The 19686-nt window shown below is 45.3% G+C and carries 19 protein-coding genes; 12 read left to right on the plus strand and 7 right to left on the minus strand.

Annotated features, from left to right (window positions below; translation table 11 throughout):
• Position 1: 1 nt before the first annotated feature.
• The 5 genes from cobT (at position 2) to J6I68_RS00325 (ending at position 4601) form a co-directional block, all read left to right on the plus strand.
• On the plus strand, positions 2 to 1063 hold the full coding sequence (gene cobT, locus J6I68_RS00305; protein WP_292216254.1) for a nicotinate-nucleotide--dimethylbenzimidazole phosphoribosyltransferase: 1062 nt from the start codon (positions 2 to 4) through the stop codon (positions 1061 to 1063).
• The gene (locus J6I68_RS00310) at positions 1063 to 1641 is read left to right on the plus strand and encodes a bifunctional adenosylcobinamide kinase/adenosylcobinamide-phosphate guanylyltransferase (RefSeq protein ID WP_292216256.1); all 579 of its coding nucleotides are present in this window, start codon (positions 1063 to 1065) and stop codon (positions 1639 to 1641) included. Before cobT ends, J6I68_RS00310 begins: the two co-directional genes overlap by 1 nt.
• Positions 1628 to 2407, plus strand: a complete 780-nt coding sequence (locus tag J6I68_RS00315; protein ID WP_292216258.1) for an adenosylcobinamide-GDP ribazoletransferase — start codon at positions 1628 to 1630, stop codon at positions 2405 to 2407. Before J6I68_RS00310 ends, J6I68_RS00315 begins: the two co-directional genes overlap by 14 nt.
• A 139-nt stretch (positions 2408 to 2546) precedes the next feature.
• A complete protein-coding gene (cbiB, locus tag J6I68_RS00320; RefSeq protein WP_292216259.1) occupies positions 2547 to 3512 on the plus strand; it encodes an adenosylcobinamide-phosphate synthase CbiB in 966 nt (321 codons plus the stop codon).
• 54 nt (positions 3513 to 3566) lie between these two features.
• Positions 3567 to 4601, plus strand: coding sequence for a pyridoxal phosphate-dependent aminotransferase (locus J6I68_RS00325; protein WP_292216260.1), 1035 nt, complete (start codon positions 3567 to 3569; stop codon positions 4599 to 4601).
• 229 nt (positions 4602 to 4830) lie between these two features.
• Here J6I68_RS00325 and rhaD read toward each other — a convergent pair whose 3' ends face one another.
• From rhaD to rhaB, 3 genes are read right to left on the minus strand one after another with little or no spacing between them, the layout of a single operon-like run.
• Entirely contained in the window at positions 4831 to 5655 is an 825-nt protein-coding gene (gene rhaD / locus J6I68_RS00330) for a rhamnulose-1-phosphate aldolase (RefSeq protein WP_292216262.1), read from the minus strand.
• A gap of 29 nt (positions 5656 to 5684) precedes the next feature.
• Positions 5685 to 6947, minus strand: coding sequence for an L-rhamnose isomerase (locus J6I68_RS00335; protein ID WP_292216264.1), 1263 nt, complete (start codon positions 6945 to 6947; stop codon positions 5685 to 5687).
• A 27-nt stretch (positions 6948 to 6974) separates the two neighbouring features.
• Positions 6975 to 8417, minus strand: a complete 1443-nt coding sequence (gene rhaB / locus J6I68_RS00340) for a rhamnulokinase (RefSeq protein WP_292216266.1) — start codon at positions 8415 to 8417, stop codon at positions 6975 to 6977.
• A 141-nt stretch (positions 8418 to 8558) separates the two neighbouring features.
• Between rhaB and J6I68_RS00345 the strand changes: the two genes are divergently transcribed.
• A complete protein-coding gene (locus J6I68_RS00345) occupies positions 8559 to 9527 on the plus strand; it encodes an AraC family transcriptional regulator (RefSeq protein WP_292216268.1) in 969 nt (322 codons plus the stop codon).
• On the opposite strand, the gene J6I68_RS00350 is transcribed toward J6I68_RS00345, so the two are convergent.
• Positions 9519 to 10163 (minus strand): phosphoribosyltransferase, encoded by a 645-nt coding sequence (locus tag J6I68_RS00350; RefSeq protein WP_292216269.1) that lies wholly within the window; start codon positions 10161 to 10163, stop codon positions 9519 to 9521. The genes J6I68_RS00345 and J6I68_RS00350 overlap by 9 nt on opposite strands.
• A 185-nt stretch (positions 10164 to 10348) precedes the next feature.
• Here J6I68_RS00350 and J6I68_RS00355 point away from each other — a divergent pair, with 185 nt between their 5' ends.
• The 3 genes from J6I68_RS00355 (at position 10349) to J6I68_RS00365 (ending at position 13878) form a co-directional block, all read left to right on the plus strand.
• Positions 10349 to 11335 carry a diaminopimelate dehydrogenase gene (locus tag J6I68_RS00355; RefSeq protein WP_292216271.1) on the plus strand — a complete coding sequence of 329 codons (987 nt, stop codon included), beginning with the start codon at positions 10349 to 10351 and terminating at the stop codon, positions 11333 to 11335.
• A gap of 79 nt (positions 11336 to 11414) precedes the next feature.
• Positions 11415 to 12692, plus strand: a complete 1278-nt coding sequence (locus tag J6I68_RS00360) for an O-acetylhomoserine aminocarboxypropyltransferase/cysteine synthase family protein (protein ID WP_292216272.1) — start codon at positions 11415 to 11417, stop codon at positions 12690 to 12692.
• Positions 12693 to 12759: 67 nt separating this feature from the next.
• Positions 12760 to 13878 carry an aldo/keto reductase gene (locus tag J6I68_RS00365; RefSeq protein WP_292216273.1) on the plus strand — a complete coding sequence of 373 codons (1119 nt, stop codon included), beginning with the start codon at positions 12760 to 12762 and terminating at the stop codon, positions 13876 to 13878.
• 118 nt (positions 13879 to 13996) lie between these two features.
• On the opposite strand, the gene J6I68_RS00370 is transcribed toward J6I68_RS00365, so the two are convergent.
• The 3 genes from J6I68_RS00370 to J6I68_RS00380 form a co-directional block, all read right to left on the minus strand.
• Complete coding sequence (locus J6I68_RS00370; protein ID WP_292216275.1) at positions 13997 to 15766, minus strand: ammonium transporter; 1770 nt, start codon at positions 15764 to 15766, stop codon at positions 13997 to 13999.
• A gap of 326 nt (positions 15767 to 16092) precedes the next feature.
• Positions 16093 to 16470 (minus strand): toxin-antitoxin system HicB family antitoxin, encoded by a 378-nt coding sequence (locus J6I68_RS00375; protein WP_292216276.1) that lies wholly within the window; start codon positions 16468 to 16470, stop codon positions 16093 to 16095.
• Entirely contained in the window at positions 16454 to 16711 is a 258-nt protein-coding gene (locus J6I68_RS00380) for a type II toxin-antitoxin system HicA family toxin (protein ID WP_292216278.1), read from the minus strand. The genes J6I68_RS00375 and J6I68_RS00380 overlap by 17 nt, the downstream gene beginning before the upstream one ends.
• A 182-nt stretch (positions 16712 to 16893) precedes the next feature.
• Between J6I68_RS00380 and J6I68_RS00385 the strand changes: the two genes are divergently transcribed.
• From J6I68_RS00385 to J6I68_RS00395, 3 genes are all read left to right on the plus strand, one after another.
• Positions 16894 to 17238, plus strand: coding sequence for a helix-turn-helix domain-containing protein (locus tag J6I68_RS00385; RefSeq protein WP_292216280.1), 345 nt, complete (start codon positions 16894 to 16896; stop codon positions 17236 to 17238).
• A gap of 31 nt (positions 17239 to 17269) precedes the next feature.
• Entirely contained in the window at positions 17270 to 19204 is a 1935-nt protein-coding gene (locus J6I68_RS00390; protein ID WP_292216282.1) for a carboxylesterase/lipase family protein, read from the plus strand.
• Between the two features lie 276 nt (positions 19205 to 19480).
• Positions 19481 to 19686 (plus strand): hypothetical protein (locus tag J6I68_RS00395; RefSeq protein WP_292216284.1); only part of this gene is annotated, 206 nt, incomplete at its 3' end.

Below are 19686 nucleotides of genomic sequence, written 5' to 3' on the forward strand. Positions count from 1 at the left end.
CATGCTTACAAAAGAGAAACTCTTTGAAATTAAGATAGAGCCGCCAAACCCTGATATTCTCAGGGCTGCAGGCAGGAAGTGGGATGGAATATCCAAGCCTATAGATGGCCTTGGGGACTTTGAAAGGATAGTGGCAAGGATCGCAGCCATTGAAGGGGACATTCAGCCTTCAATTGATAAAAGGGTGGCGGTGATATTTTGTGCAGACAATGGCATTGTGGAGGAGGGAATCTCCCAGGCTGGATCTGAGATAACAGCGGCCGTAGCCAGGGCTCTTGGAGCCGGGATCAGTACTGCCTGCACTTTGGGAAGAAGCGCAAAGGTAGATGTTGTACCGGTGGACATCGGGATTGCCTGTGATGAGGCTATTGAAGGAGTTATGGACCTTAAGGTCAGAAAGGGCACCAGAAGCTTTTTAAAAGAGCCTGCCATGACCGAAGGGGAAGCCCTTCTTGCTATAGAAAGAGGAATGGAGCTGGCCTTTGACCTTCATAAAAAGGGCTCTAGGGTCTTAGCTACAGGAGAGATGGGAATTGGCAACACTACAACATCAGCAGCGGTGTTGTCAGCTCTTTTACATATTGATAGTGATGAGATCGTTGGAAGAGGCTCTGGGCTTGATGATGAGGGACTTAATAGAAAGAGGGATGTCGTCAGGCAGGGGCTTTTGAAGTATGGTGATGCTGCGGGAGCCTTTGATATCCTGTGCTCTCTTGGAGGCTTTGATATAGCTGGACTTGCGGGACTGTGCATTGGATGTGCCACTAACCATATGCCAGTGGTTCTTGATGGACTCATTAGTACCACAGCGGCACTGGTGGCTGATATGCTGGTTCCTGGTGTAAGGGACTATCTCATCCCATCCCACGAGGGACGCGAAAAGGGCAATGTTCTGGCTCTAAAGGCTTTGGGACTTATGCCGCTTATCAAGGGAAACATGGCCCTTGGCGAGGGAACTGGTGCCATCATGCTGTTTCCTGTTTTAGACGTTGTGATGGACTACTATCTGGGCGGAGCTAAGTTTGATGACTACAGTATCGATGAATATAAGAGGTTTGACTGATGATGACGCTTATTGTGGGCGTTCCAGACAGTGGCAAGTCAGCTCTTGCTGAAGAAAAGGTTCTGGAGCAGTCAGGAGAGGGTAAAAGAATATACATCGCCACCATGATCCCCTTCGGAGAAGAGGGAAGGCAGCGGGTTAGGAGGCATAAAAAGCTCCGGGAAGGGAAAGGTTTTTTCACCGTAGAAGCTCCTGTGGAGGTTTTGGAAAGTGTAAAGACGATTCAGGGAATTGGCGATGCTACCTGTCTTTTGGAGTGCGTTTCAAACCTTGTGGGGAACGTCATGCACGATGGGGCAGCAGGAAGAAAGATGCCAGAAGATGCGGGGAAAGACAGCGTTTTTGTATTGGATGACCTGGTGGTACGGCGGGTGGTTTCTGATATCAGGGGGCTTTGCAGACTTTGCAAAAACCTGGTGGTTGTCACAAACTCTTTTCCCAGTGATGATGCATCCTACGATGATGATACAATAAGATATGTAAAGCTCATGGACCAGGTGAACAAAGAGCTTATGGGCATTTCAGATATTATTTTCGAGTACAGAGAGGGAGAGTGGATCAGTCGTGAACATATTTAAGAGCATTCTCATAGCTTTTTCCATATATTCCAGGATTCCTGTGCCGACCTTTGAGTGGGGAGACGTAGATTACAGGCATTCTATCAGCTTTCTGCCACTGGTGGGTGTAGTGATCGGAGTGCTTGTGGGCATTGCGACGATTTTTGAAGACCTTCCGGTATTTGTACTGACTGCAATTTTTTCTGTGATCCCCCTACTTGTAACCGGCGGATTTCATCTTGATGGTTTCATGGATGTTTACGACGCCAAGAGCTCTTTTTCCGAAAAGGAAAAGAGTCTTGAGATCATGAAGGACCCTCATATTGGGGCCTTTGCCACCATCGGGCTTTTAAAGCTCGTGATCATCTGGGCCGGGGCGCTGTACCTTGTGGTTTACGGCTGGAAGACTGGAAGACATATTGGAGGAGTGTACAGCTATGCAGCCTCGTTTGTGACAGTCCGGGCGCTGTGTGGCCTTATCAGTATAATCCTGCCCAAGGCCAAGTCCGATGGCATGCTGGTCCGGGAAGCAGGAGATGCCGCCATCAAGGACAAAGCCATCCTTGGCGCTGAACTGATCATCGCCGGCACTGCCTGGGCCTACGTGGACTGGATGTCAGCAATCTGCTGCGGAGCAGGACTATTTGCCTTCAGCACCTACTACTATCTCATGTGCAAAAAGAGATTCGGCGGCGTCACAGGAGACACTGCCGGCTACTACGTAGTAATGTCAGAGCTGGTGGTTGTGGTGATCCTGGCAGCCATCGGAACAGCCTACTGGCTATAACAAGACACGGGGACGGTTCTACTGTCTCATTGTGCACAACAAGACACGGGGACGGTTCTACTGTCATATTGTGCACAACATGACATGGGGACGGTTCTACTGTCATAAAGTGAAAAACTTAGGATCAAGAATATAGAAAATGGTACTTGAACATTTAATTGGATTTATTCTAGGAGTCCTTCTGGACCGCATAATTGGTGACCCTCAGGGATTTCCCCATCCCATAAGGCTTATTGGAGCTCTTATCGGATGGCTTGATAGGAAATTGAACAACGAAAAAAGTGTGCTCCGGGGGGCAGTGACCTGGCTTATTGTTGTATTTATGACAGTGGCGGTGACTTTTGCGATCATGTTTGGCGCATATAGTATCCATGTAGTCTGCGGCGTCGTGGTAGAGGCAATCCTTACCTGCTATATCCTGGCGGCTAAGAGCCTTTCAGATGAGAGCATGAAGGTCTACAGGGCCATGGAGACGGCAGATGGCGATGACCTGACAGATGCCAGGAAGGCACTTTCCATGATAGTGGGAAGGGATACTGAAAACCTTGATGAAGCAGCCATCACAAGGGCTGTGGTTGAGACCATCGCTGAGAATACTTCAGACGGCATCATCGCGCCTCTGATCTATACTTTTCTCGGCGGACCGATCCTTGGATTTGCCTACAAGGCAGTAAATACCATGGATTCCATGCTTGGCTATCACAATGACAGATATGAGTATTTTGGCAAGGTGGCGGCTAAGATGGACGACGTATTTAACTATATTCCAGCTAGGCTCAGCGCTCTGATGATGGTGGTTGCTGCATTTATTGGCGGAAGAGATTTTAGCAGCAAAAGAGCTTTTTGCGTCTTTAAGCGTGACCGTTATAACCACAAAAGTCCCAACTCTGCTCAGACTGAGAGCGCCTGCGCCGGAGCTCTTGGAGTACGGCTTGGGGGAGATAGCAGCTACTTTGGGAAAATGGTCCACAAGCCCTATATTGGGGATGATACAAGGCCTATTGAGAAAGAGGATATTAAAAGAGCTGCAAGGCTCATGTTTTTAACCGAGTATTTGTGGGTGGCTGTGCTGCTGGCAATAGGAATATTGCTCGTTGCAGTCTGATCGAGGATAGATATTGTCATTGCACATTTGGACTTTGGGAAGTGAGATAGATATATGCTCCACGGCGGTGAAGTTTACGACAAAGAAATAGAGCTGGATTTTTCAGTGAGTTTAAATCCCTGTGGATGCCCAGATGAGGTAAAAGATGCTTTGTGCGGGGCTATTTGTGATATAGATAAATATCCTGATATGGATCAGAGGAAGTTCAGGGAAGCTGTTTCCGGGGCTGAAAAGCTATCGCCTGAGAACATCATAGGCGGAAACGGCGCATCTGAGCTGCTTTCAGCTATCGTTAATATGCTTGGACCTTCGAAAGCTCTTTTGCCTGTACCGAGTTTCTATGGATATGTTCATGCCCTTTCTATGACGCCACAGTGCGAGACTGTGACTTATCAGCTCCGGGAAGATAAGGGATTTGAGCTTGATGAAACGTTTGTGGATGAAATCACCTGTGCCATAGACCTTGTGATCCTTGGTAATCCCAACAATCCCACAGGAAAGTGCATAAAGAAAGATGTTTTGGAGGCGATACTTAAAAAGTGTAAGGAGACAGGGACTGCACTTATTGTAGATGAATGCTTTTTCAGACTTTCGGATAATGGTACAAGCGCCAGAGCCTATCTGGATAGCTATGATAACCTCTACATAGTTGATGCTTACACCAAGCTCTTTTCAATCCCCGGGGTTAGAGTTGGGTTCTGCCTCTCTAAGCCTGATAACATCGAGAGATTACGGCGATTTTTGCCAGAGTGGAATATGTCTGTATTTGCCCAGACAGCAGGAATAGCCTGTGCTGAAGACTCGTCAAAAAGCTTCATGGACCGCACAGTTGAAATTATAAGAGCCGAGCGGGAATACCTTACCTCAGAACTTAGAAAGCTTGGTATAAAGGTCTTTGATTCTGATACAAACTTCCTGCTGGTAAGAATGCCTGAAGATCATGACCTATACCATCTGCTCCTAAATCATCACGTTCTTATCCGTGACTGCAGTACCTTCGACGGTTTAGCTGATGGTTTTTACCGTATTGCTATTAAAGATCATGAATCTAATAAAAAACTCTTACAACTTATTGAATTATGCCAATAATCAGAAAGTCCGGATCGGAGGGTGGCGAGCTTAAACACACAAGCTTTTGCGATTTTTAAACCACGAAGTCGAGACCAATCAATCTTGAGTGCCTATGCACGATAAGATTGATGCTCTGGGCTCGATGGAGTGTTTGGTTTAACATGAGCAAAAATTGTGTGTTTAAGCTCGCCACCCTCCGATCCGGACTTTCGGCTATTGTCTCAAACTTTAGCTATAACAGTTTTCATCACTTCTCAAAGAGGAATCTCTCAGGAAGAGTTACATTAAAGTCCCTCGCCAGGTTTCTGAAGTCTGTAGGAGTGATGGTCTGTCTCTTTGTTCCTGTCATGGAAAGAGTCTTGACCAGGATCTCAGCGGACTTTTCAACTGTGTGCATAAGTCCGAAGGTCAGATCGAAGTCCTCGCCTGCAGCGAACATTCCGTGGTGAGCCCAGATTGCAACGTCATATTTCTCCATGAGCTTGCTGGTCTCAACGGCAATCTCGCGGCCGCCTGGAACCATCCAGGGCACAACACCGATTCCGTCAGGAAATACAACAGGGCACTCAGTTGCCATCTCCCAGAGCTCTCTTGTGAAAGCCTCGTCTGTAAGTGGAAGAACAAAGGTAAGAGCTATAGTGTTTGCTGGGTGTGCGTGATAGATAACGCGGTACTTTCCACCGGTTACGCGCTTTTTTACCTCGTGGTTCATAAGGTGGCTTGGAAGCTCAGATGTAGGTCTTCCACCATTTACAAGACCCCACATGATGCGGTAATTTTCACCCTTTTCATCAACTTCGATTATGCAGAAGCTGTCTTCTGGCTTGATGATCACATTCCTGAAAAACTTTCCAGAACCTGTAACCATAAAGAACTCTCCGGCAAGATCAGGAACGGTAGTGCCAATTGGCTGCCAGTCCCTTGCCTTAAGGTCATCCTTTACCATATCTACTTCTTCAGGCTTCATCCTGTAGGACAGATTTCCGCCGTTTCTTTCGTGCCAACCCTGTTCCCATCCGTCGTTTGCCATGCGGATAAATCCTTGTGTAAATTCAGCGTCTAAAACTTTCATTTCAAAATCTCCTCATATTATTGAAGTAATCATACTCTCTTTGAGAGCACATCTTTCTCATATCTTTCAACTTCTGCAAACCACTCGCCATCGCAAGGAGCCCCAGCGCGCTTGCAGAACTCATTCCAAACATCGCCAAATGGCATTGTCTTAAGCTCTTCCTGGCTTACAAGAAGCTTTGTAAAGTTCTGGCTATCCTGAAGCTTTTTAAGGTCAGCGTTTGGTGTGAGAAGTGCATTTAAAAGAGCTTTCTGAGTGTTTCTATATCCTGTTACCCATGCACCAATCCTGTTGATTGAAGCATCAAAGTAATCAAGTGCCATAAATACAGAGCCCTCAAGGCCACCGCAACGAACTATCTCCTTAGCGATTTCTTTTGTCTCATCATCAAACAGCACAACGTGGTCAGAATCCCAGCGTACAGGTCTTGTGATGTGAAGGGCGATGTTAGGGAAGAAGGATAAAAGCGCAGGGATCTTGTCGCTTACAACCTCTGTTGGGTGGTAGTGACCGTTGTCCATAAGAGGAATGCACTTGTCCATATGTGTTGCAGCAAAACTGAGAGTAAACTCAGCGCTTCCAACAGTGTAGGACTCAACGCCAATACCAAATACCTTGGACTCTACGCAGGGCTTAACTTTGTTGAAGTCGAAGGGCTCAGAGAGGATCTGCTCGATAGAATCCTTGTATCTGTCACGAGGACCCTTTCTGTCAGCAGGAACATCCTTAAATCCATCTCCTGTCCAGATGTTCATAACGCAGGTCTGGCCAAGTTCTTCTGCGAGATGCTGGGAAATCCTGATACATGCCTTTCCGTGATCGATCCAGAACTTTCTTGTCTCCTCATCAGGTGAAGCAAGGGTAAGCGGATCGCATTTTGGGTGAGAGAAGAATGTAGGGTTAAAGTCGCATCCAAGGCCTCTCTCCTTGCAGAAGTCCACCCATTTCTTGAAGTGCTTGGGCTCAAGCTTATCTCTGTCAACCCAGCCACCGTTCTCATCGTCGAAAATTGCGTAGCTGGCGTGAAGGTTCATCTTGGCCTTACCAGGGATGAGCTTTAAAACTTCATCGATATCAGCCATGAGCTCTTCGGGAGTTCTTGCTCTTCCAGGGTAGTTACCTGTTGTCTGGATACCGCCTGTAAGGGGCTTGTTTGGGTCTGTGTCAAAGCCTCTTACATCGTCGCCCTGCCAGCAGTGAAGTGCGATCTGCACGTCCTTAAGCTTTTCAATGGCTGCCTCGGTGTCAATTCCGATACTTTTGTACTTTTCTTTTGCCTGTTCGTAACTCATTTTGTAATCCTCCAATCAATTAAACTTTTAAAAGGTCTTTATATCAAAACTTTCAAAGATGCAGTTTCGTGCATCTGCAAGGCTTTTAAATATACCAGCTGTTATCATTTGGATAACGAGATTTCCAATGGCTGTACCCTCTATAGGACCAGCATATACTGGAAGGGAAGCGGTCTTTGCTGTAAGTTCATTAAGGTATGAATCCTGGCATCCGCCTCCGATAATGTTGATACCGGTGATCTTTTTGCCAGTGATGTTTTCAATCTCTTTTATGGTGTCAGCGTAGCACCTGGACAGTCCAAGATATACGCTCTGCATGATCTGTCCGACGCTTTCAGGAACATTTTGCCCATGTGCCCTGCAGTATTCTTTTATGGCATCGATCATGCTGTCAGGTGAGAGAAAAGAGCTGTCGTTAACATCAAGTACAGTCTCAAAATCAGAGCATTTCTTTGCCTCTTCTATAAGATCAGGGAAACTGTAGGTTTTGTCAGTAGCGTATTTACTCTTTTTACCCTCAACATATTCGCTTCCATTTAGCTCTCGCCTTATGGACTGGATGATCCAAAGTCCCATGATGTTCTTTAAAAATCTGTAGCGGTAGAAGGCTCCACCCTCGTTGGTGAGGTTCTCTTTTTTGGCGATATCGCTTGTTATTGGAACCGCATTCTCTACACCCAGAAGGCTCCAGGTTCCGCTGGAGAGATATACTGAAGTTTCATCCCTGGCAGGGACAGCAAGGAACGCTGAGCCAGTGTCGTGGGTTGCTGGTAAAATAACAGTTGATTTAAAACCAACGAGCTCAGAAATCTCGCCAGTAAAAGACCCAACAGTGGTTCCTGGCAAACTAAGTTTTCCAAAGAGCTTTTTTGGGAGACCAAGCTTTTCTATGATCTCCATATCCCACTCTTTTCCTTCCGCATTTACGAGGTTGGAGGTAGTGGCGTTTGTATACTCCTGCTTTTTAACTCCTGTGAGCCTAAAGTTAAAGTAGTCAGGGATCATGAGTAGGCTGTCTGCTTTTTTAATCTGCTCCGGGTTTTCTTTCTTTAGAGCAAGGAGCTGATAGATCGTGTTAAAAGGCTGTTTCTGTATTCCGGTTCTCTTGTAAAGTTCCTCTTCAGAGACGTATTTTATCAGCTCTTTATCCATATCAGCTGTTCTGCTATCTCTGTAAGCTACTGCGTCTCCCACCATGTTTCCATCTTTATCAAGAAGAACGTAGTCAACGCCCCAGGTATCGATTCCCACAGTTTCGGGGATCATATTTTCTTTCTTGCAGGCCTTAAGACCATCAATGATCCCGTTCCAGAGATTGTCCATGTCCCACACAAGATGTCCATTTTCGCTGCGCTGTCTGTTTTCAAAGCGGTGGATCTCTTTTAGAAGCATCTTTCCATCCTGGACCCATCCAATGATGTGCCTTCCGCTGGAAGCTCCGATGTCAATTGCCAGGTAATATCTGTTCATTGCTATACCTCATCTGATATTTGTAATGTAATGCTGTAACACCCCTTATATCATGTTATAATATAGGACATCAGTGGGACCTTCTAGAACTAAACCTTATCCAAAATGGAACTTTATTTGATATTTTTATCCGGAGTACTTATGAGAAAAGAAATCCTTGACCACATCTACAAGATCACAGAGGAAGAAGAGAAGATAATTGCAGGAAATGCGGCTATTTCCAAGGAGCTTTACACATCAGAGGATGAGTTTGTGGTGGACTCCGCCAAGCTTCTTGAGAAGGGCAAATTCATCGCCATAAGACCCCACACAAGGTTTGCTTACTTCCCTGAACACAGACACAACTATATAGAGATGCTGGTTATGCTCCAGGGGAGCCTTACCACCAGGATCAAGGATGGAGATACGATTGAATTAAAAACGGGCGATATTTTACTTATGAATCGCCACGCAAGGCATGAAATCCTGCCCTGCAGCAAAGATGATCTTGCCATGAACATTATAATCCTCCCGGAGTTCTTTTCCCGAAGCAGCGTCTCTTACGACAGGGAGAACATCCTAAGGGACTTTATCATAGCTTCCCTTTCTGAAAAGAACAGGTACAGCGACTTTCTCCTATATCATGCCAAGGGAGTCATAGCTGTAGAGAATCTTATGGAGAACCTGATCTGGACACTGACAGTCCATCCAAATGACATGAACCAGGTGGTAAATGGCACCATGGATCTTCTCCTTATGAATCTAGCTGCTCTTTCTGCAGATACCTTAAAGGACATGAGGTCCAAGGGACAGAATATCACCATAGCAGCCCTTGAATACATAGATCACAACTATAAAGATGGAAGTCTTGAGGAACTTGCAAAGAAGACAGGCTATACCACAGCCCACCTAAGCAGACTATTAAAAAATAACACCGGTAATAATTTTAAGCAGCTCCTGCAGCAAAGGAAGCTGCAGCAAGCTGCTTATTATTTAGAGAACACCACTCTTACCACAGAGCGGATAATAGAAAACATTGGTTATGAAAACAGCGCATACTTCTACAAGAAGTTTGCAGAGAGGTATGGATGCCCGCCAAGAGAATATAGGAAAAAGCACCAGTTATCTTAAAATGCTATATCCAAAGCTGTTTACAAGGGCATCTATTGGCTGTCCTGCTTTGCAGAGAGGACACTCTGATGGAGCATAGGAGTGGTAATTCGGAATTTCTTCTGGATGGAATACGGATAAAACAGGGATTCCCTCAACTTCTTTTACAGCACTAAAAATAGCACATGCTCCGGAAACAGTAGCTCCGTAGTAGCGTACACCGTCCATGAGACCTTCCAGGGTAAGACCTGTTGCAAGAGAGCCCATGAGGATCAGTACGTTTTTACCTCTGATAGCCAGCTGGAGATTATCCCTGAAGATTATCTGCCCATTAGGCGCATACTCAGGCGCAAGAACGTAGATCGTCTTGTGAGCGTTGGTGTTAAGAACTCCGGCCTTGGTGAGTTCCTCTGCAAGGTAAGTTCCTATAACTTCAGTTCCATCAGCGCACAAAATAGTATCAACTGGAGTTCCGAAAGTGTAGTGCATTGCCAGAGCGCTGGCCACGCCATGAGCTTCATTACATCTGGTCTTAAGTGTGCCAATTTCCATGTAGTTTGTGATGTGAGAATGGGTGGTAGCGTAGTGCCCGGGAATGATCTTAAGAGCAACATTTGAATTCATTGATGCAGGTATTTTTTGATATTCACTTAGCATAAGCAGATCCCCCTTTTCTTTATATTAATCAGTATAACATAATACTAAACTCGAAAAAACAAATCCGCATAATCTGAATATTTTTAGGCAGAAAACATCAAAAAAATAGATAGCACAGCAGGATAAATGATTGTATAATACAGTTTAATTGTACGTGATTTATTTTTTAATAGGAGGCAAAAGAAATGAGTATCAGAATTGGTATCCTTGGTTACGGTAACCTTGGTAAGGGAGTAGAACTGGCAGTAGCTGCAGCACCAGATATGGAGCTGGTTGCAGTTTTCACAAGAAGAGATCCATCTTTTCTTTCAATAAAGACAGCAGGCGTTCCTGTTGTTTCTGTTAATGACGTGGCAGACTACAAAGACAAGATAGATGTTATGATCCTCTGCGGAGGAAGCGCAACAGACCTTCCTGTTCAGACACCACAGTACGCAAGGATGTTCAACGTTGTAGACAGCTTTGACACACATGCCCGCATTCCAGAGCACTTTGCAAATGTTGACGCGGCAGCTAAGGAAGCAGGCAAGGTTGCAGTTATTTCCTGCGGATGGGATCCAGGCATGTTCTCACTTGCCAGAGTTTATTCAAACGCTATCCTTCCAGATGGCAACGACTACACATTCTGGGGCAAGGGCGTATCACAGGGACATTCTGATGCGATCCGCCGTATCAAGGGCGTTAAGAATGCCAAGCAGTACACAATCCCTGTAGAGAGCGCTCTCGAGGCAGTTAGAAGCGGCAAGAACCCTGAGCTGTCCACAAGAGACAAGCACACAAGAGAGTGCTTTGTTGTTCTTGAGGACGGTGCTGATGCAGCAGCTGTTGAAAAAGAGATAAAAGAGATGCCAAACTATTTCGCTGATTATGACACAACTGTTCACTTCATCAGCGAGGAAGAGCTTCTTAAGAACCATAGCGGAATGGCTCATGGCGGCTTTGTATTTAGAAGCGGAAAGACAGGGGCTGACAAGGAGCACAATCACATCATCGAGTACAGCTTAAAGCTTGATTCAAACCCTGAATTTACAACAAGCGTTTTAGTAGCAGTTGCAAGAGCAGCATTTAAGATGCATGCTGAAGGCGCTAAGGGATGCAAAACAATGCTTGATATTCCTCCAGCAATGCTTTCAGACAAGACTCCAGAAGAACTTAGATCTCATCTTCTTTAATGCTTTAACCCACTAAAAAATGTGGTAAAATATAACCACTTATGAAATCGGAATAATTAAAATTTGGAGGCATTAACAGATGAGTCAGCAGAAAATTGGAACAAGGTGCGTACAGGCGGGATATACTCCGAAAAACGGAGAGCCAAGGCAGATACCTATTATTCAGTCAACAACTTTTAAGTACGACACCAGCGAGGATATGGGTAAGCTTTTTGACCTTGAGGCCAGTGGATATTTCTACACAAGGCTTCAGAACCCCACCAATGATCATGTTGCAGCCAAGATAGCTGCACTTGAGGGCGGAACTGCAGCAATGCTCACATCTTCAGGACAGGCAGCCAACTTTTTTGCCCTGTTTAACATATGCGAGTGCGGAAGCCACATTGTAGCTTCTTCATCAATATACGGCGGAACCTTTAACCTTATTGCAGTTACCATGGCAAAGATGGGAATCGAGGTTACCTTCGTTTCACCTACAGCCACAGATGAAGAGCTCGACGCTGCATTTAAGGACAACACAAGAGCTGTATTTGGAGAGACTATCGCCAATCCTGCTCTTACAGTTTTAGACATCGAGAAGTTTGCAAACGCTGCCCACAGACACGGAGTACCTCTTATTGTGGATAACACCTTCCCAACACCTGTAAACTGCAGGCCAATCGAGTGGGGAGCAGATATTGTAACTCATTCAACAACCAAGTACATGGACGGTCATGGAGCCGGCGTTGGCGGAGCAATCGTAGATTCAGGCAAGTTTGACTGGATGGCACACGCAGACAAGTTCCCTGGACTTTGTCAGCCAGACGATTCATATCACGGAATTACATATGCTGATAAGTTTGGAAAAGAGGGAGCCTTCATAACCAAGGCTACAGCCCAGCTTATGAGAGACTTTGGAAGCATCCAGTCTCCACAGAATGCATTTATCTTAAATCTTGGACTTGAATCTCTTCACGTACGCATGCCCAAGCATGTTGAGAATGGTCTGGCAGTAGCAAGGTTTTTGGAAAAGCACCCTAAGGTTGTTAAGGTCAGCTACCCTGGCCTTGAATCAGATAAGTATTATGAGCTTGCTAAGAAATATATGCCAAACGGTGGTTGCGGCGTAGTTTCTTTCGAGCTCGAAGGTGGCAGGTCAGCAGCAGAGAACTTTATGAAGAAATTAAAGCTTGCTGCTATTGAGACTCACGTGGCAGATGCCCGTACCTGCTGTCTCAACCCGGCAACATCAACACACAGGCAGATGACTGATGAGCAGCTTTCTGAGGCTGGAATCCCAGCAGGACTTGTAAGAATGAGCTGCGGCCTGGAGGACAAGGAAGATCTCATCGCAGATCTTGAACAGGCTCTTTCTTAATCTGTACTAATGATGGCCTGTGGCGTGGCAACCACAGGTCTTTTTTACCCCCTGAAAGGAGATTTCTATGGCACAGATTTTTTTTCCTGAGATGAAAAAGAAACTTGCATTTGGCGCAATGAGGCTGCCCATGAAGGATGGCCAGATTGATAAGGCGCAGGTTTGCGATATGGTTGATGCCTTTATTGAAAACGGCTTTAACTACTTTGATACAGCCCACGGCTATCACGACGGACTGTCTGAGACAACTTTAAAAGAGTGCCTCACAAGCCGCCACGACAGAAGTGAGTACACTCTTACCAACAAGCTCACAGAGCCCTATTTTAACAGCAAAGAAGAGATCCGTCCCTTCTTTGAAAAGCAGCTTGCATGGTGTGGAGTTGAATATTTTGATTTTTACCTGATGCATGCGCTTGGCAGAGGCAACTATGACAAGTTCCAAAGATGCGAAGCTTTCGAGGTTGCACAGGAACTCAAGAAAGAGGGAAAGGTTAAGCACGTTGGTCTTTCTTTCCATGATTCAGCAGATTTTCTGGACAAGATATTAACTGATCACCCTGAGGTAGAGGTTGTTCAGATTCAGTTCAATTACCTTGACTATGAGGATGACAGAGTTCAGAGCAGAAAGTGTTACGAGGTATGTAAAAAGCACAACAAGCCAATCCTTGTAATGGAGCCTGTTAAGGGCGGAAGCCTTGTAAACCTTTCTGATGAGGCTAAAAAGGTTTATGACGACCTTGGAGATATGAGCTATGCATCCTATGCTATCCGCTTTGTTGCTGGATTTGACCAGATCGCCATGGTACTGTCCGGTATGAGTTCAATTGAGCAGATGAATGATAACATCTCCTACATGAAGGACTTTAAGCCTCTTTCGGAAAAAGAGATGGAGGCAGTGCAGAAGGTAATCAGGATCACCAAAGGTCTTGACCTTATCCCATGTACCAACTGTCACTACTGCATCGAAGAGAACCACTGTCCTATGAACATCAGGATTCCTGATCTGTTTAGTTGCCTCAATGACAAGGCAAGCCTTGGATCAGACATAGAGAAAAAATACGCTGAGTTTACTGACGGCTTTGGTAAGGCATCTGACTGCGTTAAGTGCGGAATGTGCGAGGCAGTTTGTCCTCAGCACCTAGAGATCAGAGATCTCCTTGAGAAGGTCGCAGTAGCTTTTGAATAAGCCACGGGTAAGCCACGGGGACGGTTCTACTGTCTCATTGTGCACAACAAGACACGGGGACGGTTCTCTTGACTTATTGTAAACAACAAGTCAAAAGAACCGTCCCCGTGTCTTGTTTTTATTCTACATCTGCCAGGGCTGCGGCACCTTCTTCACCAGTCCTGATCTTTACTACATTGTCCAGGCTATATACGAAGATCTTGCCATCTCCGATGTGGCCTGTGTAAAGAGTCTTTTTAGCAGCTTCGATAACGTCCTCAACCGGGATCTTGCTGACAACAACTTCAAGCTTGATCTTGGGAAGGAGCGTGGCATCCATCTCAACTCCACGATACATGTCGCCAGAGCCTTTCTGGACACCACAGCCCATGACCTGAGTAACAGTCATTCCGGTAACTCCAAGCTCGTTCATAGCGCGGCGAAGCTTGTCGTAGCGGGACAACTTAGCGATGATGACAACTTTATGTATTCCTGACTCAGTATGAACAGGTGCTGTAACGACCGGTACTGAAGCCTTCTTCTGGAACTCGGAAGCCTCTTCGTAACCACTTACTCCAAGGTCTGTGTTCTCGTTTACTCCCATTGTAAGAGTGTTTGAAACGTCCATGATAGCGAATCCTGAGTAAGCTGATGCAAGGCCATGTTCTGTTGAATCAAGACCAAGGATCTCTTCTTCCTCAGTAACTCTAAGGCCAAATATCTTTTTGATTGCTACGAATGTGATCGTGATAGTAACTGCTGTCCAGGCTGCTGTTGCTGCAAAACCTGCAAGCTGGACCCCAAGGAGCTTGAATCCGCCGCCATAGAACAGGCCAACCATCTCGTTTCCTGTTGCGTCTGCAATTGAGTAGCCAGGGGCTGCATTTGTAGCGAAAAGACCTACTGCCAGAGTTCCCCAGATACCATTTAAGCAGTGAACTGCAACGGCACCCACAGGATCATCGATGTGAAGCTTGTAATCAAGAAACCAAACACCAAAGCATACAAGAAGCCCTGCCACAATACCAATGACTATAGCGCCGAAAGCATCTGTTACATCGCAGGGAGCTGTGATAGCAACAAGTCCTGCAAGTGAAGCGTTAAGACACATTGAAACATCGGGCTTACCATATTTAAGCCATGTAAAGATCATACATGTAACTGTAGCCAGAGCTGGAGCAATTGTGGTTGTAACAAATACTGATCCAAGCTGATCTACTGAAGTGCAGGCAGCGCCGTTAAATCCGTACCAGCCAAGCCAGAGAATGAATACGCCAAGAGCAGCTGCCACAAGGTTGTGACCAGGGAAAGCATTTACTTTAACTACCTTGCCGTCTTTATCTCTTTCGAACTTACCGATACGTGGTCCAAGGAATGCTGCACCGATGAGAGCTGAGATACCACCTACCATGTGAATACAGGTTGAACCTGCAAAATCATGGAAGCCAATCTGTGAAAGGAAGCCTCCGCCCCAGGTCCAGTGAGCTTCAATGGGATAAATGATTGCTGAGATAACTGCCGAGTACACACAATAAGAAATGAATTTTGTTCTCTCAGCCATTGATCCTGAAACGATGGTTGCTGTTGTTGCACAGAACACCAGGTTAAATACGAAGTTGGACCAGTCAAAGTTTGCATAGTTTGTGAAAATGTCAAATCCAGGTCTTCCGATGAATCCTGCCAGATCTTCACCAAGAAGAAGTCCAAATCCAATAAGAATGAATACTACAGTTCCAATACAGAAATCCATCAGGTTTTTCATGATGATATTTCCAGTGTTCTTGGCTCTGGTAAAGCCCGCCTCACACATTGCAAAGCCTGCCTGCATCCAGAAAACCAGTGCTGCGCCAATTAAGAACCAGACGCTAAATACGGTACCATCTATAGCTTGTAAAATTTCTTCACTCATACTATTTCTCCTCCTAGTTATTTAGGTGACCAGCCAAAAGAACCGTCCCCGTGACATGTTGTGCACAATGAGACAGAAGAAACGTCCCTGTGGCTTGCCCGTGGCACGAAAAAGACGATGCAATTTGGCTCATTGCTGTGCTAGCTGCAGCAGTGATGCCCCATTGCATCGTCTTTATAGTCGCAAAACGCTATTTACCTGATCACCCAAAACAAAAAACGCCTTAGAGCAACGTGCTGTGCTCTAAGACGCCCTTGTCTTTATGAATTGTAAGTTTAAAGGATAAAAAAATCCTTGTCAAGTACTTTGTATACAATTATGCAATTTTATTTATAGATGCTAGGAGTATGCATATTGTTGAGCATCGAAAGCAAATAGACACAGTATTGATTCATGCTGATACCTTCTCTTTTGGCGCTCTCGGCCAGTGACCGATGAAGACTCTTTGGAATTCTAAGCTTGAACTGCCCTGAATACTTCTCGTTGATCTCAGGTTCATTTATTGCGATTCCTTCTTCTAGTGCAGCTTCGAACCAAGTCTTTTTGGCGTCTTCGGCATTTTTTATTGCTTCTTCCACTGTACCACCCACAGTAAGGCACCCTGGTAACTCTGGAAATGAGATTACAAATCCTCCTTCATCGGTGTCCTTAACAATCTCCATCTTATATGGCTTTTTCATGTATTCATCAATTGTTTTCTTCATCTGAATCACCTTCCTCCAAGACAACTCTCTTGACCATCTCTACATATACTTTCTTTATTGGTTCGTGCTTTGGAATAGTAATAGGGTTTTTTCCAGGCTTTCTAAATGTGTAATGACTACTTCCGCTGCTCGGTGCATGAATAGTGTAGCCATATGCCTCCAGGACACGTCTAAGTTCCTCGAATCTTAAATCGTTTGATAGTGATAGAATCGCTGCTATAAGTTTGTCCCACTTTGACATGTTTGCACCTCAATTGTATTTGACACCATATACGGTGTCAATATTTTGTATTTTTTTATGAAAAATTCCTCTTTTGCTCAGCATAAATCTCTTGCATACTGTGGATTAATTCGTTATGATATAACCAACGGTTAGCGAATAGAATAATATAACCATTGGTTATTGTCAATAGGGAGAATATTATGAATTTTCAGCCTGATAGATTAGTTCAGATACGCCAGAAGCTGGGCATTAACAAGGCAGAGGCAGCCAAGAGACTTAACATGTCTGCTATGGGTTATGGACGTTATGAGAACGGACAGAGGACTCCTTCGTATCAGACGATATGTTTTATTGCCCAGGTCTTTAACACTTCACCGGAATATCTTTGCGGAATGGGTTCCGATGATGCAGCTAAGACAATTGTCATAGATCAGGATGAGGCACCTGAACTATTTAGCATGTTAGAGGAACTTGGCTCCAATAGTGACTTGGAAAAGAGAATTCTTGGGTATTACCAAAAAATCAAGAATTCTGTGAAACACTAAACCGCGTTTTCAAGCGCAGATAGAGGTGACCATGTTTTATTTCCTGATTATTCTAATAACAATTTTATATATCGCAGTACTTGAGCTGTCCAAGAACATCCTTATCAGCTGGATCATCGCAGTAGCAGCCTGCGCAGCAATGATCGGTTATCGGGCTTATTGCAAAAAGAAATATGACGCCACTAGGGGCAGTGTTTTTGGGAATATCCATGGCTACGGCCCTGAGAATAAAAGGCGTGATATGCGCATCAGGGCGGTTTGCGCTATGCTTTTGTTTGTACTTGTACTTACAGCGAACTACTTCTTTACGCAGCCACCTGTTAAGCGCGTTCCGGTTGTTGATAATAAAAAGCCTGATGTCACGACGGTTGTAACTATAGATCAGGGGCAGCTTACCGGTGTCTATAATAAAGACCACACAGTTAAGGCATATGGCGGTATTCCTTATGCCAAGCCCCCTGTTGGGGAGCTGAGGTTCAGAGAACCGCAGACCCCTGATAAATGGGAAGGTGTAAGAGCCTGTGATCATTTTGGACCTATGGCGATGCAGCCAAGGAGCAGCGTTATTTATGACTCTCTTGCAAGGATTCTGGGCTATCACGACTACCGCATCAGATTTGGGGATGAGTATGTTGAAGAGATGAGCGAAGACTGCCTGTACCTTAATATCTTTTCTCCGGAAAAAGAGACTGATGACCTTCTGCCAGTAGTTCTCTATATCCACGGTGGTTCTCTTACCACAGGCAAACCTTCCTACACAGAATATCGCGGCGAAGACCTGGCGAAAAAGGGTGTAGTGTACGTCAACTGCGCATACAGGCTGGGAGTGTTTGGTTACTACGCCGCAGAGGACCTAAAGAAAGAGTCTCCAAACGGCACTACTGGTAACTATGGCCTTCTTGACCAGATAGCAGCTCTTAACTGGGTATATAACAACATCAAGGCATTTGGCGGAGACCCTAAGAGAATCACCATTGCAGGTGAGTCAGCTGGAGCATCCAGCGTCAATGCAATTTGCGCTTCGCCCCTTTCCAAGGGGAAATTTCAGTACGCAATTGCTGAATCCAGCTCTGTCCTGCCCAAAGAGCCTTTCCACACTTTCAGATATTACGAGGATGCCATCGCCACTGGAGACGCAGTCAGAAGCGAGTTCCGGGTAGAAACCTCAGAGGAACTTAGAAATATTCCGGCAAAAGAGCTTGTGACCACCATTACTGATAACTCCGCTATGACAGTTGATGGCTATGCACTAACCCAGCAGCCCTATCTTACATATGAACAGGGTAAAAACAATGAGAAAGCTCTTTTAAACGGATTCAATGCCAAGGAGGCTGATGCATTTTTGTTAGACGACGAGGCTACAAGGGACAACTATGTGGAGCTTCTTGCCAAGGACATGGACGACTACGCAGAGGAAATGGCACAGGTTGTCCCGTATAACCTGCCACAGCGTGATCAGCACATAATAATTGATAAGCTTGGAGAAGCCAAGGGAGCCCTTAACGTGGCTTACAGTGCTATGTGGTTTACTTATCCCCACTATGTTTGGAACAACTACATTGTTAAGCAGGGCATTCCGGCTTATGAGTACTATTTTACCAAGACCAATAACGTCCTTACCAACTATCATGCAGGAGAACTGCCCTACGCCTACGGCAATCTCTGGCGTCATCCCGGGCTCTACGATGACAGCGACTATGAACTGTCTGAGATCATGCAGAGCTACTGGGTAAACTTTATTTATAACGGAGATCCAAACGGTAGCTATCGCCAGACAGATGAACCAGGAGATGGTATCTACAACACAGAAGTAGCTGACAAGCCCCTTCCTGTCTGGGAGATGAGAAGTAAAGGGCAGGATAAGCTCCTTCAGCTTGATACAACTCTCCAGATGATCGATGATCCAAACCTGGAGATATACAAGGTCATCGACAAATATATGGATGAAAAGGTCAAGGGCAGATAAAAAACAAGCTTTGTTATAAACGGAGTAACAGGCCAGAAGCAGAATTGCATAATTGTATACAAAAATACTTGACAAAGTATTTTTCATCCTTTAAACTTACAATTCATAAAGACAAGGGCGTCTTAGAGCAGGACTATACTGCTCTAAGGCGCTTTTTGCTTATGAGTGATCAGGTGAATAAGGGACTTACAAATATTAAGACGATGCAATGGGGCATCTTGCTGCGAAAAGCGCGGCATGATCTCGTTGTGTCGTCTTTTTGTGTGTAGAGCATTTGTGGTGACACGGGGACGGTTCTTTTGTCTCATTGTGTACAACAAGTCAAAAGAACCGTCCCCATGTCTCATTGCACACAATGAGACAAAAGAACCGTCCCCGTGTCACGAAAAATATATGGAGGAAAGAAGTATGTGCGCAATTCTTACATACACCAGGAAAGAGGCTGATGAAGCGTATTTCAAAGAGCTTCTTGAAAGGACCGC

Origin of the sequence: Butyrivibrio sp., assembly GCF_017940685.1 — a bacterium.
Taxonomy (GTDB): Bacteria; Bacillota; Clostridia; order Lachnospirales; family Lachnospiraceae; genus Butyrivibrio.

Bases quoted from the DNA above. Each gene is read 5' to 3' on its own strand.
- J6I68_RS00345 (WP_292216268.1), top strand. From the start codon at position 8,559: ATGAGAAAAGAAATCCTTGACCACATCTACAAGATCACAGAGGAAGAA.
- J6I68_RS00370 (WP_292216275.1), bottom strand. From the start codon at position 15,766: ATGAGTGAAGAAATTTTACAAGCTATAGATGGTACCGTATTTAGCGTC.
- J6I68_RS00360 (WP_292216272.1), top strand. From the start codon at position 11,415: ATGAGTCAGCAGAAAATTGGAACAAGGTGCGTACAGGCGGGATATACT.
- J6I68_RS00365 (WP_292216273.1), top strand. From the start codon at position 12,760: ATGGCACAGATTTTTTTTCCTGAGATGAAAAAGAAACTTGCATTTGGC.
- J6I68_RS00350 (WP_292216269.1), bottom strand. From the start codon at position 10,163: ATGCTAAGTGAATATCAAAAAATACCTGCATCAATGAATTCAAATGTT.
- rhaB (WP_292216266.1), bottom strand. From the start codon at position 8,417: ATGAACAGATATTACCTGGCAATTGACATCGGAGCTTCCAGCGGAAGG.
- J6I68_RS00310 (WP_292216256.1), top strand. From the start codon at position 1,063: ATGATGACGCTTATTGTGGGCGTTCCAGACAGTGGCAAGTCAGCTCTT.
- J6I68_RS00355 (WP_292216271.1), top strand. From the start codon at position 10,349: ATGAGTATCAGAATTGGTATCCTTGGTTACGGTAACCTTGGTAAGGGA.
- rhaD (WP_292216262.1), bottom strand. From the start codon at position 5,655: ATGAAAGTTTTAGACGCTGAATTTACACAAGGATTTATCCGCATGGCA.
- cbiB (WP_292216259.1), top strand. From the start codon at position 2,547: ATGGTACTTGAACATTTAATTGGATTTATTCTAGGAGTCCTTCTGGAC.
- cobT (WP_292216254.1), top strand. From the start codon at position 2: ATGCTTACAAAAGAGAAACTCTTTGAAATTAAGATAGAGCCGCCAAAC.
- J6I68_RS00385 (WP_292216280.1), top strand. From the start codon at position 16,894: ATGAATTTTCAGCCTGATAGATTAGTTCAGATACGCCAGAAGCTGGGC.
- J6I68_RS00335 (WP_292216264.1), bottom strand. From the start codon at position 6,947: ATGAGTTACGAACAGGCAAAAGAAAAGTACAAAAGTATCGGAATTGAC.
- J6I68_RS00380 (WP_292216278.1), bottom strand. From the start codon at position 16,711: ATGTCAAAGTGGGACAAACTTATAGCAGCGATTCTATCACTATCAAAC.
- J6I68_RS00375 (WP_292216276.1), bottom strand. From the start codon at position 16,470: ATGAAGAAAACAATTGATGAATACATGAAAAAGCCATATAAGATGGAG.
- J6I68_RS00325 (WP_292216260.1), top strand. From the start codon at position 3,567: ATGCTCCACGGCGGTGAAGTTTACGACAAAGAAATAGAGCTGGATTTT.
- J6I68_RS00390 (WP_292216282.1), top strand. From the start codon at position 17,270: ATGTTTTATTTCCTGATTATTCTAATAACAATTTTATATATCGCAGTA.